The following is a 15164-nucleotide window of genomic DNA, read 5'->3' on the forward strand; positions in this document are numbered from 1 at the left end:
AAGCGTAAGCTCTGGGGATCGGCACGCCTGGTCGATCGACATCGTCCCTTAAAAGGAGATATCTCATGCAGCACACTTTCAAGATTTCGTTGCTGGTCAAAATCTGCTTTCTGACGATGTCGATGCTGGTGTCAGCGGCTGCGCAGGCCTGGCCCGATCGCGCTCTGAAAATGATTGTGCCGTTTCCTGCGGGCGGCATCAATGATACGGTTGCCAGGCTGACCGCGAGTTACCTGGGAGACGAATTGGGTACGAGCATTATCGTGGAAAACCGGGGTGGCGCAGGGGGAACGATTGGCACGACGGTCGCTGCCGGCAGTCCGGCCGATGGCTATACTATTTTGCTGGGCGCAAGCAGCACGATTGCTGTCGCTCCCAATCTTTATAAGGAGCTGGGCTACGATCCCGAAACCGATCTGGTTGCATTGGGGGGCATCGGTTCGGCGGCCAGTCTGTTGGTTGTCGCCTCCAATGCCAAATGGCACTCATTGAGCGAATTGGTGACGGTAGGCCGGCAGTCGCCAGGCAAGGTCAATTATGGTTCCGCAGGCGCCGGAACCAGTCATCACGTCAAGACGGAATTGCTGCAGCAGCGTACGGGTGCCAAATGGACACATGTTCCATACCGAGGCGGCGCGCCGGCCATGACGGACCTGATGGGCGGACAAATCGATTTTCTGCTGGAACCCTTGCCCACCGCCTTGCCTTACGTTGAATCCGGGCGCGTCAGGGCTCTGGGCGTGACAACACTGGAACGCGCGCCCATGTTGCCGGATGTCAGGACGTTTGACGAACAGGGGATCAGCGGATACGATGCGACGCTCTGGTTCGGCCTGTTTGCCCCCGCAGGCGTGGACGAGGCCATCTCACGGCGCATTGCCGATGCCTTGCGGCGGGTATTTTCCCGCGAGGCTGTCAGGCAGGATTTCGAAAAACGCGGAGTGAGTGTCTATACGGAACCCCAGGCCCGATTCCAGACTTTCGTTGCGTCGGAAATCAGGCGTTGGGGAGACGTTGTCCGCAAGGCAGGCATCCCGATGCAATGAGCGGGGTGCAAGCGATAGACTCAATCCAGAAGGTTGCGCAGAACGTATTGCATAATGCCGCCGTGGCGATAGTACTCGGCCTCGCTGGGGGTGTCGATGCGCACGATCGCCTCGAATTGCACATCGCCCGCACGCACCTGAACCGTGGCGGGAATCGTATCCTGGTTCAGCGCGACCACACCCGTAATATCAAAGGTTTCTTCGCCGGTCAGCCCCAGGGTGGTTGCGGTTTGTCCTTCGGGAAATTGCAGGGGTAACACGCCCATGCCCAGCAAATTGGAGCGGTGGATACGCTCATAGGACTCGGCCAGCACCGCGCGCACGCCAAGCAGCATGGTGCCCTTGGCTGCCCAGTCGCGAGACGAACCGGAGCCGTATTCCTTGCCGGCCAGAATGACCAACGGTACGCCAGCCGCCAGGTAGGCGCGCGACGCTTCGTAGATGCTCGTGACCGGCGCATCGCTGCGCGTGAAGTCCCGCGTCAGGCCTCCTTCGGTGCCCGGCGCCAGTTGGTTGCGCAGGCGCACATTGGCAAAGGTACCGCGGATCATCACTTCATGATTGCCGCGCCGCGATCCGTATGAGTTGAAGTCTTTGGGCGCGATGCCCTGGGCGGTCAGGTAGGCTGCTGCAGGCGAATTTCTGGCTATGGAGCCGGCGGGGCTGATGTGATCAGTGGTGACCGAATCGCCTAGTTTCGCCAGCACTCTTGCGCCGGCGATGTCAGTCACGGGAGCGGGGCTGCGCGGCATGTCCTCGAAGTAAGGCGGCTTGCGCGCGTAGGTGGACGCGTCGTCCCATTCAAAAATCTGCCCTTGCGGCGTGGGCAGCGAGCGCCAGCGGCCATCGCCTGCAAACACATCGGCATAGCCGCGCGTATACATATCCGATTCGATAGAAGCGTCGACAACCTGCTGAACGTCGCTGGCTGCAGGCCAGATATCTTTCAGGTAGACGTCCTGGCCGTCTTTGCCCTGGCCGAGCGGCTGGCTGAACAAATCGATGTCCATCGTGCCGGCCAGAGCATAGGCCACAACCAGCGGCGGCGACATCAGGTAGTTCATCTTGACTTCGGCATGGATGCGGCCTTCGAAGTTTCGATTTCCCGATAGCACCGATACGACAGACAGGTCATTTTCATTGATCGCCTGGCTGACTTCGGGAATCAGCGGACCCGAGTTGCCGATACAGGTTGTACAGCCGTATCCCACAAGGTTAAAGCCCAACGCTTCGAGATAAGGCGTAAGCCCGGCCCGTTCGTAGTAATCGGTCACGACTCGGGAGCCTGGGGCCAGACTGGTCTTGACCCACGGACGGCGGTGCAGTCCTTTTTCCACGGCATTCTTTGCCAGAAGGGCGGCCGCCATCATGACTGTGGGGTTGGAGGTATTCGTACAGGAAGTAATCGCTGCGATGACGACAGAACCATGATCGATATTGCAGCGCGTGCCGTCGCTTAGCACGATCGGGATCGGATCTCGTTGACGGCGCTGGCCGGTAGTCGCACCCTCGGTGTGGTCGGTCGGTTGCATGGCGCGCTCTGGCGCGTCGCCGTATGATGGTGGATCAGAGGCCGGAAACGATTCGTCCACCGCTTTGTCATATCCTTGCGGCTTTTCCTCGGCTTCGCGAACGTAGGTTGCCAGCGCACCGCGAAATGCGTCCTGGGCATCGGACAGCGCGATCCGGTCCTGGGGGCGCATCGGGCCGGCAATGGAAGGTACCACGGTAGACAGATCCAGTTCCAATCTTTCCGAATAGCGGGGTTCGGCTTGCGGATCGTGCCACAGGCCCTGGGCTTTCGCATACGCTTCCACCAGCGCGATCTGGTCGGCCGGCCGGCCGGTAAAGGCAAGATAACGCAGGGTTTCATCGTCGATCGGGAAAATCGAAATCGTCGAGCCGTATTCCGGACTCATGTTGCCGATCGTGGCGCGATTGGCCAGGGGAACAGCAGAAACGCCAGGGCCGTAAAATTCGACAAACTTGCCAACGACTTTATGCTTGCGCAGCATTTCCGTAATCGTCAGGACCAGATCGGTGGCGGTCGAGCCTTCCGGGAGGGACCCCGTGAGTTTGAAGCCGACTACGCGGGGAATCAGCATCGAAATGGGCTGGCCCAGCATGGCGGCTTCGGCTTCGATGCCACCCACCCCCCAGGCAACAACGCCCAGGCCGTTGACCATCGGTGTGTGCGAGTCGGTGCCCACGCATGTGTCCGGATAGGCGGATTGAACGCCGTCATCTTCGGCAGTGAATACGACTCTTGACAAATGTTCCAGATTAACCTGGTGCACAATCCCTGTTCCCGGTGGAACCACCTTGAAATCCTTGAACGCATCCTGCCCCCAGCGCAGGAATTGGTAGCGTTCCATATTGCGTTGGTATTCGATTTCGACGTTACGCTCAAATGCATTCGTTTGTCCAAAGACATCGACAATGACCGAGTGGTCGATGACCAGCTCGACAGGCGCCAGCGGATTGATTTTGCCGGGATCGCCGCCCAGGTCCACCATGGCTTCGCGCATGGCAGCCAGGTCGACGACAGCGGGAACGCCGGTGAAGTCCTGCAATACGACCCGCGCGGGCGTAAACGCGATTTCACGGTCCGGCTCCGCATCGGGATTCCAGCCCGCCAGGGCGCGGATGTCCTGATCTGTGATGTCGGATCCATCTTCGTTGCGCAGCAGATTTTCCAGCAAGATCTTCATGCAATAGGGAAGTGTTGCCACATCAAGATTGTTATCTTGCACGGCATCGAGCCGGTAGATGCGGTAAGACTGCTCTCCTACCTTGAGTGTGCTTTGCGCGCCAAAACTATCCATGCTTGTCATGATGTGTTCTCCTCGGACAAATGAACGGGGTCAGTGCCTAACGTAACACCAAAGCGCAGAGTTTGCAAAGCAAAGGGTGCGAAAGGGAAAACCTGTCATGAATAAGTCATACGCGCTGTGGACAAGTCCACGGTTAAAAAGCAGTTTGCACATGCTTTTTAACCGTGGTTACCTTCGTTAGGCGCTGCTTAACCGTTGAGAACTGTTCCACCATTCACATGCAGTGTCTGTCCGGTGACATAAGATGAATCTGAACACGCAAGATAAACGTAAGCCGGCGCCAGTTCGCTGGGCTGGCCCGGTCGCCCCATGGGGGTGTCTTTGCCGAAATTTGCCACTTTTTTTGCGGAAAACGAAGCCGGAATCAGCGGAGTCCAGATGGGGCCGGGAGCAACGGCGTTGACCCGGATCTGCCTGTCCACGATCTTGGTCGACAACGAACGGGTAAAGGAAGTAATGGCGCCTTTTGTCGCTGAATAATCGATCAGATCGGGGTTGCCTTTGTAGGCTGTGATGGACGAGGTGTTGATAATACATGCTCCCTCGCGCATCACTTCAAGCGCTTCCTGGGTAATGGTCACAATACTGAAAAAGTTTGTCTGGAATGTGCGAACCAGCTGATCATGGCTGATGTCTTCCGGTTCCGGTGCAGTATGCTGTTCTCCGGCATTGTTGACTAGGATGTCAAGCTGGCCGTAATGCTTGAATGCATCGTTGACGCACTTTTTGGCAAACGCCACGTCTGCAATATCGCCTTTCAAGAGCAACACCTCTGAGCCGTAACGCTCGGCGCATTGTTTTGTTTCCTGTGCATCTTTGTCTTCTTCCAGATACACAATTGCAATTTTTGCACCTTCCTTGGCAAAGGCGATCGTTACTGCGCGACCAATTCCGCTATCGCCTCCCGTAATCAGCGCTATTTTGCCCTGCAGTTTTCCTGCCGCCTTATATTGCGGATCATCATATATGGGTGCGGGATGCATTTTGCTCTCGAGGCCCGGTTGAACGTCTTGTTCCTGTGCTGGCATTGTCTCTGTCATATCTTCTCCTTCTTACAAAAGATGATAGATGGAGCAACTGCATGCTCCAGGGCTTTAACTGTCTTTTTTCTTATGTACGTGCTTGGGTTTATCGGACTGGCTTGTGCTGGCCATTTCCTTAAGTTCCTTTTTGGACATTGAGTCATACATGGACTTGGAGGCGCCTTTCAGGCTACTTACTTTTTTTTCGCCTTCTTTGGCTGACAAGGCAGCACCCGCTGCCTGTTGCTGGCTTTTGGATTTTGCAGGCATGATGTACTCCTTCTAAAGTAATACACAGGTTTATTATCTGCCTGCAGCAACAGGCAAGGCAAATATCAGGGCAGCTACTTTGTAATCAGGCGTAATGTGCAAACGATCGTAATTTCCCGTTTGCTGTCATTACCCATTTATCTTCATGCAACAGGATCTGTACGCACCGACAGTCGGACGCGAACGTGCCAGTTGCGGTTCTATTTCAGATGTACAGATTTATTAAACAGATGTAACTTTGCGAGAGGTTTGCACTCTCTTCTTGTACATTCTTAGTATTAATCGCCAGAGAACTGTTCGTACGGCTAAATTGATCTTCGATTTTTTTACAGCATCACCAAATAAAAAAGGAAATCATAATGCTACATTACGCGATCGTTTTTTTTATTATTGCAATCATTGCTGCAGTACTCGGATTCGGCGGAATCGCGGCGGGTGCCGCGTCTATTGCGAAAGTGATATTTGTCATTTTCATCATACTGGCCATTGCGTCTTTTTTCTTCGGCCGTAATCGATAGCCCCAATCTGCAGGCGGATGCCTCGACACCCGACCTGGCTCAGGACAGTCCGCGTACAAAGGCCGCAATCGCATCGGTCGTTTGTTCAGGCTTGTCCCTGTGCGGAGAATGACGACAGTCGTCAATCACATACAGCTGAACGTCGGGTGCACGTTCGGCGATGCCTTCAATTTGTGCAAGCGAGCCGTACTCGTCTTCGCGTCCCTGAATGGCCAGAACCGGGCAACGGATCTGTGCCACTTCATCTTCTATTGTCCATTCCCGAAAGGATGCACTGAGCCATACATCGTTCCAGCCCCAAAAGGCGGAGTCAACGTTGTCGTGATAGCGTGCGAGTTTTTCAGGAAGATCGCTGCTCAGGTAGGCGGATTTGGCAAGCTCAATGTTTTGAATCGTGGCGTCTTCTACAAACAGATGCGGAGCCATGACGATCAGCGCCTGAATTTGGTCGGGAAAGGTGGCCGCATACAGCAGGGCGATGGAGGCGCCATCGCTATGGCCCACCAGAATGGGACGATCCCGACGTGTGTCTATGTCCAGCGCTTCGAAGAAGGCCGGCATAAATTGTTGCGCCTGGTGATGCATGAAATCCGGCAGCCATTTTTCTTGGGCCGGTCGGGGCGTTGATTTGCCATAGCCATAGCGCGAGAAAACCAGGCCCCGACACTGCAGAACCGAGCAGACTTTCGCCGGCCAGTCTTTCCACATGGCAACTGAACCCAGACCTTCATGAAGAAATACCAGCAGCGGCCTGTCGATGCGTTCAGGATGGAGCAGTTGGTATTCGATGGAGAGTGTTTTTTCGTTATATGAAACGTCGATCAGTTGTTTGTCAGCCATTTTCGGAATAAGTGTGTGTTTATGGTTGTCCATGCCAAGTTTAAGTAAAATAGGCGGTTGCGGGCAGTTGCCTGGTCGTGCCAGCGGTATTTATTCGCAGACAGGTCAGTTTAGCAATTCAGGCGCTGCATTTATAGAGGGGCATCCGGCTATTGCTGCGATGCCGTTCACATTAAGGTTTGTTAAATGAAATTCGCGCAATTCCAGCCTGGGATGGTTTTTGAACAGGGGCCCCGGCATTTGACCGAAGAAGAAATTATCAGCTTTGCCAAGGCATACGATCCACAGTGGTTTCATGTCGATCCTGTACGGGCCAAGGCGGGTCCATGGAAAGGTTTGATCGCCAGTGGCTGGCATACCTGTGGGATTGCCATGAAAATGGCTGTGGAAGCGGCGCTGGAAGGCTCCGAATCATTTGCTTCGCCGGGTCTGGATAGTGTCAAATGGCTCAAGCCGGTGCGTCCCGGAGACGACCTGTTCTGGAAAGGCGTCGTCAAGGCCAAACGCATTTCCAATACACGTGAAGGATTGGGCATTCTCCTGTGGAGCTGGGAAGTGACCAATCAGAAAGATGAGACGGTTCTGGAACTGGATGCCACCAGTCTCTTTGATATTTCAGATAGCATTGAAAAAGATGAGGACTGACGTAAGTCGTCCTGTTAATGCTATTCGGTCGTTTCGCTGTTAAATATTCATTCTCAGTCGCGTCCGGTGCACACACAACAACGCCTCCGACAGGAGGCGTTGTTGTGTGTGCCAGAATCTTGTGGGTTAAAGCAAGGACATGTTTATAACAATCAATAAAAAGCCTGCAAGCCGGTTTGTGCACGACCCAGGATCAGGGCGTGAACATCATGCGTGCCTTCGTAGGTATTGACGACTTCCAGATTCACCAGGTGACGCGCGACGCCAAATTCATCTGAAATACCGTTGCCACCCAGCATGTCGCGCGCCAGACGGGCAATGTCCAGTGATTTACCGCAGGAGTTGCGTTTCATGATGGAGGTAATTTCAACGGCAGCCGTGCCTTCGTCTTTCATGCGACCCAGGCGCAGGCAACCCTGCAGGCCCAAGGTGATTTCGGTTTGCATGTCGGCCAGTTTTTTCTGGATCAACTGGTTTTGCGCCAATGGACGACCGAACTGCTTGCGGTCCATTGTGTACTGACGGGCGGTGTGCCAGCAGGCCTCTGCCGCGCCCAGTGCGCCCCAGGCGATGCCGTAGCGGGCAGAATTCAGGCAAGTGAAAGGACCACGCAAGCCGCTCACGCCGGGCAGCATTTGCTCGTCTGAAACCTGAACGTCGTCCATGACGATTTCACCTGTGATGGAGGAGCGAAGGCCGACTTTGCCGTGGATGGCAGGAGCAGACAGGCCTTTCATACCTTTTTCGAGAATGAAACCGCGGATTTTTCCATCGAAATCCCCACCGACACAGCGCGCCCATACGACGAACACATCGGCAATCGGGGAGTTGGTAATCCACATTTTGTTGCCGCTCAGGCTGTAGCCGCTGTCGATTTTTTTTGCACGGGTTTCCATGCCGTCGGGGTCGGATCCGTGGTTGGGTTCGGTCAGGCCGAAGCAGCCGATCCACTCGCCAGCGGCAAGCTTGGGCAGGTACTTGGTTTTTTGCGCTTCACTACCAAATTCGTTGATGGGTACCATAACCAGAGAGGACTGGACGCTCATCATGGAGCGGTAGCCCGAGTCGATGCGTTCCACTTCGCGCGCGATCAGGCCGTAAGAGACATAGTTCAGGCCGCCGCCACCGTATTCTTCGGGGATGGTTGGCCCCAGCAGGCCCAGTTCGCCCATTTCGCTGAAAATCGCCGGGTCGGTTTTTTCGTGACGGAATGCTTCCAGCACACGGGGCGCGAGTTTGTCCTGGCAGTAGGCCGCTGCCGCGTCACGCACCATGCGTTCTTCGTCGGTCAACTGGGAATTGAGCAAAAGGGGATCGTCCCAGTGGAAAGAGGGGTTAGAGGACATGTTGGCTCCTGTACTTGTAATGGAATGGGTGCTTCCTGCGGGATTGCAGGGGCGATATGAGACGTTGCCGTTGAACGATATAGCCCGTTTGTGTGCATTGTATGTGTTAAATTATCAACGATCAATTGAAAAAAATGCACAATGTCGTGCGCAATGTTCAGATCAACTGTCAGGAGAGGGCGATGCGTAAAGGGATTCCCAGTCTGGGCGCGCTGCAGGCGTTTGAGGCTTGCGCGCGTCTGGGCTCATTTTCCAGGGCGGCTGAAGAATTGTCGCTGACCCATAGCGCCGTCTTTCGGCAGGTGGAGGGGCTGGAGACGCGCCTGGGCGTAACATTGTTCAATCGCGTCCGCCGCCGTATTTCACTGACCACGCAAGGGGCGGAGTACGCAGCCCGTATCCGTCATCACCTGGAACAATTGCAAAAAGACACCTTCGGCTTGATGAGCCGATCGGGCCTGGGACGCAGCCTGCATATCGCGACCCTGCCCACCCTGGCCACGACGTGGTTGATTCCCCGGCTGGCTGATTTTCAGCGGCACTGGCCCGATATTCAGATCAGTCTGTCGGTACGCACGCATCCGTTTCAGTTTACTGATGTGCCCGTGGACGGGGCGATTTATCATGCTTCGCAGCCCTGGGCAAATACCCAGAGTGTGGTGCTGTTTCAAGAGCAGGAGCTGGTGCCGGTCTGCTCCTCGCAATTGCTTGCGAGAGCCAGGCAGAAGGGAGCGGGCGCGCTGGCTCAACTGACGCATCTGCATATGATGACGCGTCCGGATGCGTGGCCGAACTGGTACGAGCATAATGCGCTCCCGTTTTCACCCATGGTGCTGGGTGGCCCGCGCTACGAACTCTTCACCATGTTGCTGGCCGCGGTCGATGCAGGCTTGGGCGTGGCTTTGATGCCCGCCTTTGTGGCGAGGGAACATATCAAGAGTGGACGCTATGTGATGCCCGTGCCGCTGACACTGCCGGTGGATCAGGCCTATTATTTTGGCTATCCCAAAGCCGATAGCTATCCCGAGGCACTGACGCTGTTCGAGGCCTGGGTCAAGGCGCAAGCCGTTCGTTAAGAAACGGGCATTCGCATTCGGGTGTCACGCATGGACATATTGAATCAAGCACCCCTCTCAATAGCGAGCCGAAATATCAGAATATCGCTGCTGCATTGATGGGCAATGCAGACGGTAAAAGGGCCCGACCGAAGCCGGGCCCTGCCTGATAAGGAGATTGCGATGCGTAAAATCGCTTTACAACTTATCCTGATCAGCATATTGCTGGTGATGCTTTTATATAGCACGCCAGCTTACTGATCAGGGACTGGTGGGCCCCAACCCACCAGTTTCAGGTTTTAATTTACTCAACTGTGTTTCTTTTGTCAACGTCGTATTTTCCGAGAGTTTGCTAGCGCACATCAGCGGACTTTCATCACCAGAATCACCAGACTCTTAAGTTTTCAGACAATTTTTCGCCCGCCCGCCTGACATCAGCTCGTCCCACCTATTGATACGAGAACGTGATGGTGGATACCGCACGAACGTCTCCCGGTTGCATCTTTCCGGTTCGGACATAGCGGGCCTGGAATGCAATCGACGGATTGCTCGGGGCCGTGTTGTTGCTGTTATTGGGGCCGATCTGCCATTGATTGGTATTGCCTTTGGCAGCCGAATCCGGACCGAAGCGGCAGGGTACCCCGCGTCCGCAATTGCTGGCGCTGAATGAGGGAGAGGTTTGCAGCAACTGCACGCCTATTCCTTTTGCCGAGCCGACATTGGTCAGCGTATCGCTCGTGTTAGAGGCCTTGTTGGCGTCGGTCAGGGTGGCGAACATGGTAATGCCCGGGTCGCATTTCAGCGAGAAACGAGCCGTCTCGCCACCGCCGGAAGTACTGCCGATCGCAGGAAAGGCTGACACGGGTACATCCGGCAGGCGGATATTCTGGACGGTGGCGCCGGTTCGGGTGCACGTGGAGCTGCTTCCATGTATACGGATGGTGAATTTGGCTTTGGACGGGCCTTGAAAGGGTTTCCCGTTACGCAACAAGCGAAATGTGACTGGAAAGACCGTATGCGTCCATTCCTGGGGCAGGGTGTTGACGAAAGGCTTATCGCCAAGCTTGATGAACGTGACCCTGATGGACAGTCCCGCCTGGCAGCAGGATCCTGAAGCGGGTGACCTGAAGGTGATTCTGCGACCTGGCTGAGTACCCGGCTCAGTGACCTGATCATTGATGGGCAACCAGGTTGCAGACGCCGGGTCTTTGACGTCCAGTACATACCCAATGGTATCGAGGTTTGGAATCTGAAAAATGGAATGAGGCTGCCCATGAACCGTGGCAATACCGCCGGCACGGGGCGCTTCGGACCAGGCTTCCGCGGTGACAGCCTGTTTTCCTCCCCACTTGAATACCGTGTACTGACTCATATCGGCTGGATTTGCACCGCTTTTGAACGCGACGGGCTCATGAGCGGCATACCGATTGCCCGCTCCTGCAATGACCTGTGTTCCAAATATATAGGTGTGAAAGTTGGCGCTGCTATGTGCTGGCCACAGCACTATCGAAGCCGCGGCCAGCGTAGCGCCGACATGACGTAAAAAAGACCGCTTTTGCAGAGTGTGGTGAGTTCGAGTAGCTCTTACTGACATTGGATTTTCACCTTTACTAATTTGTCGCGCGATTGCCTGCCTGAGAGCGAGGACGGATCAAACGTGTACGGTGCCTTGCATTGAGCGCTTGCGACCGTACCCCAGCGCAGCAACAGTATTCCCGTGGCCTTGGGGCCGCGTGCAAAAACATAGCCTTGCTGGGCAACGAAGCCGACTGCATTGCCTTCCTCGTCAAGCACATCGGTACCCAGGGGTGGGTATGAACCATCGGGGAGCGTGATCTGAAACAGCACACCGGCGCCGGTCTTTGTTTTCAATTCAATCAGCATGGCATTGTTGGCTCGCGGAATGACCTGGTAGCTGGTTGCTTCGAAGTCGACATTGCCGCCTGCGCCCAACGGATCAACGCCTACGGTGTTGATCTGGTACGGGTTGAGATAGGAAACGACCGCGAGTCCATCGGCATCAAGCCGTGCATTGCCGCCAGAGGCCACGCTGGCGCCTTCTGCGCCCGGTGCAGAAATAATGGCGAATGTGTTGCCGACCTGCTCGGAAAAGGAAATGCCCTTGGGGTGCGCAATGACGGCCCCCGAGGCTGACATACCAAGCTGCCGATAGCCGCCGCCTATGCCGGCACTGGCGCTGAGCAGTCCGTAGGAAGAACGGTAGCTGCCGCTCATGCTGCCGCTGGTTGTGCCTGAATCATGGCTGGCGGTAAGTGAATAGGCATAGGCGTTGTTGTTGCCGAAGGTGCCGGCGAGCATGGACGAGACATAAGATCCGTCGTCGCTGCGGCTGCCTGCCTGTGCCGTGAGCGAATGGGTGCCTGACTTGCCTAGCGGAATGGAGAAGCTGAGAAAAACATTATTGCTGGTCTTGGACGTGTAGTAATCACGTGAACGGCTGAAAGACAGGGTATAGGAAATGTTTTTGTAGCTGTTGCTGTAACCGGCCTGAACCGTTGTGTCCCGCCCGCTGCGGTTCCAGTAGTCCGTTGCATAGGCAGTGAGATAAGCGCTACCCCAACGGTCCGGGAAAGGCTGGTTCAATGTGAGCTGCCATTGGTTTTTTTGCCGTTCCGCAAGGTACCAGTAACGGCGCGTCAGGATATCAGGATTGTCATGCAGTGTCGCGCTGAGAATTGAGTCGTATCCTTTGGCGGAGTAACGGGTCGCCGTCAGGGCAATATTGCTTTTGGTGGATGCAAAATAATTGCTATAGGTTGCACGCCATGTGAGCCCCGATGCGCGTTCGCCATAGCGTGGCGCACTTCGGGATGAAATGAGATCCAGCCCGAATGCGCCCAGGGCCGTGTTGAATGCACCGCCCAGCAGAATGGAACGAAAGCGGCTGCTGACATTGAAACCTGCGTTGACGGTCAACCAGTTGGTCATGCCGTATTGCAGGGATGTTTGCATGACCTTGTTTTTCAGCGTGGTTTGTCCGAATCTGAGACGGCCGGCTGCGATTTGGTATTTCAGACGTCCCGGGCGTAAGAGGCGCGCCAGGGTGTTGAATGGGACCGTGAAGCTTTGTGCCGATCCGTTTGCCTCGGTGACGGTGACATGCAGGTCGCCGCCATAACTGGACGGATACAGATCGTTGATTTCAAACGGGCCGGGCGGCACAGTCGTCTCGTAGATGACATTCGCGTTTTGTCTGATCGTCACCAGCGCATTGCTGTGTGCCATGCCCCGTACGGCAGGGGCAAACCCGCGCGCAGAGTCGGGCAGCATCCGGTCGTCAGAAAACAACTGCACGCCGCGCAACGACATGGAGTCAAACAGCACGCTGTTCGTGGCGAAATCACCCGCCATGATCTGGCTGTTCAGAAACGGGATATCGCGTTGCAGGTAGTTCGTATAGGCACGATATCGGCTGCGGCGGTCATCGCCATCATAATAAGACGTTGTGGTTCCCCAGTTATAGGAGCCCTGATGGCGGTAATGCCAGTTGCCCAAATTGGCGCCGCCGTTCAGATTCAAAAAGCGGGAATGGTTTGTCTGGTTCCAGTCCCTGAACGTGGTTTGATAAAAATTGTAATCGTAATTCAGAAACGCAGTCGGTACGCCGGTCTGCCAGTTGTCCGGATTGATATAGCCGCGCGGCCGTTGTCTGACATAGGCCTGGGCAATGTCGACGTCCAGTCGAAATTCGTCAAGGCGATAGTTGAACCTGGCTTGCGGGATTGCGTCAGCGGATGATAAGCACAGGGAGTCTTTTTTATCGTCTTGACTGCTTACACTGTCTAGCGAAAAACGACTTGTATCGAGGTCGAGAATACCCAGTAAAGCCTCATTCATGCACAGGACAGTTGTTGCGCCTGGATGGGGTTCGCGAAATCGCAAGCGCATTTTTCCCTTCCATGCGTTGTTGACGTAAATGTCCGATTCGTACTCGCCAGGAGGAACAGGATTCTGCTGCGCGAAGCGGGAAACGTCGAGCCCGTGGGCGGATGAGCCCCGAAGAAACGCTGCGTCAAATTCGACACGTTGCTCAGCGGCAGCGGGACTCAGGGGGAGTGACAGGAGAATACCGGCGAGAACAGTGGTTGCAGATTGCTTTGATGAATAACGGCACATGATGCAGCAAACAGTTTATTTGTTGTTTCCGGAAATGGTAGTGCGGGTCGTACCACCGTAATCATTGATATACGAAACATCCATGCTTGCATTGGCGGGTATGCTGACACGCTTATGCAAATTGACGCTGGAGAACGGAGCAACCATGGCGGCGAGTGGCACAGTGGGACCCGTCTTGTCACGACTTGTGCTGAACCCGTTCAATGAAAAGTAATAGGGACCCGGATTGTGAATCATCAGCTCCCCGCTGGCGCTGGTCGTCCATTGCAGATTGCGTGCCGCTTCGTTCATCGTCAGATTCAGGTTGTCGGGACGTACAAATATTTTGATCCGTGAACGGACGGCCATTTGCAGGTAATTTCCATTGTTTGCGGCGGGTTTGGGCGGGATGTCCAGCACGTTCAGCCAGAAGACTGATTCACGGTCGGTGGGCAACCCGGCATTGGTCAGGGTCAGTCGCAACGTCTGTCCGGCTGTGGGCTCCATCCGAAAAACCGGGGGAGTAACGATAAAAGGGGCTGCACTTTCATTTGGCGCGCCATTGCTGTCGCCATCGTCGGCCCAGGCCTGCACCAATGACGGTTGCGAACCGTCATTGAGCAGCCTGACAGTGACGCTTGCCGATGACAGAGGATAAATGACCCGTGTGCCGGTTATGACCACGGAGGCATTGCTTTGCAATGTCCAGAACAGCGAAACCATGAAAAAAGCGGCACGAATACGTGTCATCATCATTTTGTTTTGTCCGTCTATCATTGGTAAGCAGAATCGTTTACAGCGATTAGTTGTAAACGACGGTGTAGTTGACGCTGGAGGCGACTTCGCCTGGCGTTGCTGCGCCTGTTGCGAAGTATTGTGCGTAGTAATCCAGGCTGAGTTCAGCTGCATCTACGGGAACTGAGGTTGAAGACTGAGCAGTGGCGCTGTTCTGGGAAAGGTCAATTGCCTGGAAGTTGTTGTTGAGTAACTGAACTTCTACGTTGCTGGCGGGGGAAGTGGTCGCTGTGTTTTTCAGGCGGCTGCCGATAATGGTGTTGCCGGGTTCAAAGTAAGCCAATACATTGCCGTTGCCAGGGTTGCAATTTTCCAGCTTGATGGTAAAGCGTGTGGCGGCAGCAGTCTTGTTCGCTGCGTTCAGCGATGATGTACCGACTTCTGGCAAGCGCACGGTCAGGTTTTCGGTGCCGGTTTTGATCTGGCAAGTCTGATCGGTCACTTTGCCGGTGATGGTGATCGTGCCGTCAAATGCGAAGGCAGATGAACTCGCAACGATTGCTGCAACAGCAAGGAACAGTTTTTGAAATTTCATGAGGACCTCAATAAAAATAAGTTGAACTAGAAGTGCGTTTCGCGATGAAACAACGGCAATGTAAATGCGGCGTCAAAACGTGTAAATACGGGATAAGGTCAAAGAATGTTAATGATCGAAATATTGATCTAGATCATTTTTT

Annotated in this window: 13 protein-coding genes; 4 read left to right on the forward strand and 9 right to left on the reverse strand. The window is 54.9% G+C overall.

The features are described 5' to 3' along the window. The first annotated feature begins 65 nt into the window (after positions 1-65). On the forward strand, positions 66-1046 hold the full coding sequence (locus W822_RS41465) for a Bug family tripartite tricarboxylate transporter substrate binding protein (RefSeq protein WP_024006667.1): 981 nt from the start codon (positions 66-68) through the stop codon (positions 1044-1046). Between the two features lie 20 nt (positions 1047-1066). Here the strand turns inward: W822_RS41465 and W822_RS41470 are convergent, their stop codons facing one another. From W822_RS41470 to W822_RS41480, 3 genes are all read right to left on the reverse strand, one after another. After that, positions 1067-3880, reverse strand: a complete 2814-nt coding sequence (locus W822_RS41470; RefSeq protein ID WP_024006668.1) for an aconitate hydratase — start codon at positions 3878-3880, stop codon at positions 1067-1069. A 188-nt stretch (positions 3881-4068) separates the two neighbouring features. After that, positions 4069-4920 carry an SDR family oxidoreductase gene (locus W822_RS41475; protein ID WP_024006669.1) on the reverse strand — a complete coding sequence of 284 codons (852 nt, stop codon included), beginning with the start codon at positions 4918-4920 and terminating at the stop codon, positions 4069-4071. 54 nt (positions 4921-4974) lie between these two features. Next, positions 4975-5172, reverse strand: coding sequence for a DUF3008 family protein (locus W822_RS41480; protein ID WP_024006670.1), 198 nt, complete (start codon positions 5170-5172; stop codon positions 4975-4977). 359 nt (positions 5173-5531) lie between these two features. Here W822_RS41480 and W822_RS46185 point away from each other — a divergent pair, with 359 nt between their 5' ends. After that, the gene (locus W822_RS46185; protein WP_024006671.1) at positions 5532-5690 is read left to right on the forward strand and encodes a DUF1328 family protein; all 159 of its coding nucleotides are present in this window, start codon (positions 5532-5534) and stop codon (positions 5688-5690) included. Positions 5691-5729: 39 nt separating this feature from the next. Here the strand turns inward: W822_RS46185 and W822_RS41490 are convergent, their stop codons facing one another. Then, positions 5730-6530 (reverse strand): alpha/beta fold hydrolase, encoded by an 801-nt coding sequence (locus tag W822_RS41490; RefSeq protein ID WP_024006672.1) that lies wholly within the window; start codon positions 6528-6530, stop codon positions 5730-5732. 186 nt (positions 6531-6716) lie between these two features. Between W822_RS41490 and W822_RS41495 the strand changes: the two genes are divergently transcribed. Next, positions 6717-7175, forward strand: a complete 459-nt coding sequence (locus W822_RS41495; protein ID WP_024006673.1) for a MaoC family dehydratase — start codon at positions 6717-6719, stop codon at positions 7173-7175. A 152-nt stretch (positions 7176-7327) separates the two neighbouring features. On the opposite strand, the gene W822_RS41500 is transcribed toward W822_RS41495, so the two are convergent. Further along, entirely contained in the window at positions 7328-8521 is a 1194-nt protein-coding gene (locus W822_RS41500; protein ID WP_024006674.1) for an acyl-CoA dehydrogenase, read from the reverse strand. Between the two features lie 182 nt (positions 8522-8703). Here W822_RS41500 and W822_RS41505 point away from each other — a divergent pair, with 182 nt between their 5' ends. Then, positions 8704-9597: a LysR substrate-binding domain-containing protein gene (locus tag W822_RS41505; protein WP_024006675.1), complete on the forward strand. Its 894-nt coding sequence runs from the start codon at positions 8704-8706 to the stop codon at positions 9595-9597. 427 nt (positions 9598-10024) lie between these two features. On the opposite strand, the gene W822_RS45965 is transcribed toward W822_RS41505, so the two are convergent. From W822_RS45965 to W822_RS41525, 4 genes are read right to left on the reverse strand one after another with little or no spacing between them, the layout of a single operon-like run. Continuing rightward, positions 10025-11170, reverse strand: a complete 1146-nt coding sequence (locus W822_RS45965) for a fimbrial protein (protein WP_081724440.1) — start codon at positions 11168-11170, stop codon at positions 10025-10027. Beyond that, positions 11161-13713 (reverse strand): fimbria/pilus outer membrane usher protein, encoded by a 2553-nt coding sequence (locus W822_RS41515; RefSeq protein WP_024006677.1) that lies wholly within the window; start codon positions 13711-13713, stop codon positions 11161-11163. The genes W822_RS45965 and W822_RS41515 overlap by 10 nt, the downstream gene beginning before the upstream one ends. 15 nt (positions 13714-13728) lie before the next feature. Beyond that, on the reverse strand, positions 13729-14448 hold the full coding sequence (locus tag W822_RS41520; RefSeq protein WP_051401821.1) for a fimbrial biogenesis chaperone: 720 nt from the start codon (positions 14446-14448) through the stop codon (positions 13729-13731). A 46-nt stretch (positions 14449-14494) separates the two neighbouring features. Continuing rightward, positions 14495-15022, reverse strand: coding sequence for a fimbrial protein (locus tag W822_RS41525; protein WP_024006679.1), 528 nt, complete (start codon positions 15020-15022; stop codon positions 14495-14497). Positions 15023-15164: the final 142 nt, after the last annotated feature.

Origin of the sequence: Advenella kashmirensis W13003, assembly GCF_000506985.1 — a bacterium.
GTDB classification, from domain to species: Bacteria; Pseudomonadota; Gammaproteobacteria; order Burkholderiales; family Burkholderiaceae_B; genus Advenella; species Advenella kashmirensis_A.

What these genes read in the sequence shown, in the direction of transcription:
- W822_RS41500 (WP_024006674.1), bottom strand. Translation starts at nt 8,521, where the DNA reads ATGTCCTCTAACCCCTCTTTCCACTGGGACGATCCCCTTTTGCTCAAT.
- W822_RS41490 (WP_024006672.1), bottom strand. Translation starts at nt 6,530, where the DNA reads ATGGCTGACAAACAACTGATCGACGTTTCATATAACGAAAAAACACTC.
- W822_RS41515 (WP_024006677.1), bottom strand. Translation starts at nt 13,713, where the DNA reads ATGTGCCGTTATTCATCAAAGCAATCTGCAACCACTGTTCTCGCCGGT.
- W822_RS41495 (WP_024006673.1), top strand. Translation starts at nt 6,717, where the DNA reads ATGAAATTCGCGCAATTCCAGCCTGGGATGGTTTTTGAACAGGGGCCC.
- W822_RS46185 (WP_024006671.1), top strand. Translation starts at nt 5,532, where the DNA reads ATGCTACATTACGCGATCGTTTTTTTTATTATTGCAATCATTGCTGCA.
- W822_RS41480 (WP_024006670.1), bottom strand. Translation starts at nt 5,172, where the DNA reads ATGCCTGCAAAATCCAAAAGCCAGCAACAGGCAGCGGGTGCTGCCTTG.
- W822_RS41505 (WP_024006675.1), top strand. Translation starts at nt 8,704, where the DNA reads ATGCGTAAAGGGATTCCCAGTCTGGGCGCGCTGCAGGCGTTTGAGGCT.
- W822_RS41465 (WP_024006667.1), top strand. Translation starts at nt 66, where the DNA reads ATGCAGCACACTTTCAAGATTTCGTTGCTGGTCAAAATCTGCTTTCTG.
- W822_RS41470 (WP_024006668.1), bottom strand. Translation starts at nt 3,880, where the DNA reads ATGACAAGCATGGATAGTTTTGGCGCGCAAAGCACACTCAAGGTAGGA.
- W822_RS41475 (WP_024006669.1), bottom strand. Translation starts at nt 4,920, where the DNA reads ATGACAGAGACAATGCCAGCACAGGAACAAGACGTTCAACCGGGCCTC.
- W822_RS41520 (WP_051401821.1), bottom strand. Translation starts at nt 14,448, where the DNA reads ATGATGATGACACGTATTCGTGCCGCTTTTTTCATGGTTTCGCTGTTC.
- W822_RS41525 (WP_024006679.1), bottom strand. Translation starts at nt 15,022, where the DNA reads ATGAAATTTCAAAAACTGTTCCTTGCTGTTGCAGCAATCGTTGCGAGT.
- W822_RS45965 (WP_081724440.1), bottom strand. Translation starts at nt 11,170, where the DNA reads ATGTCAGTAAGAGCTACTCGAACTCACCACACTCTGCAAAAGCGGTCT.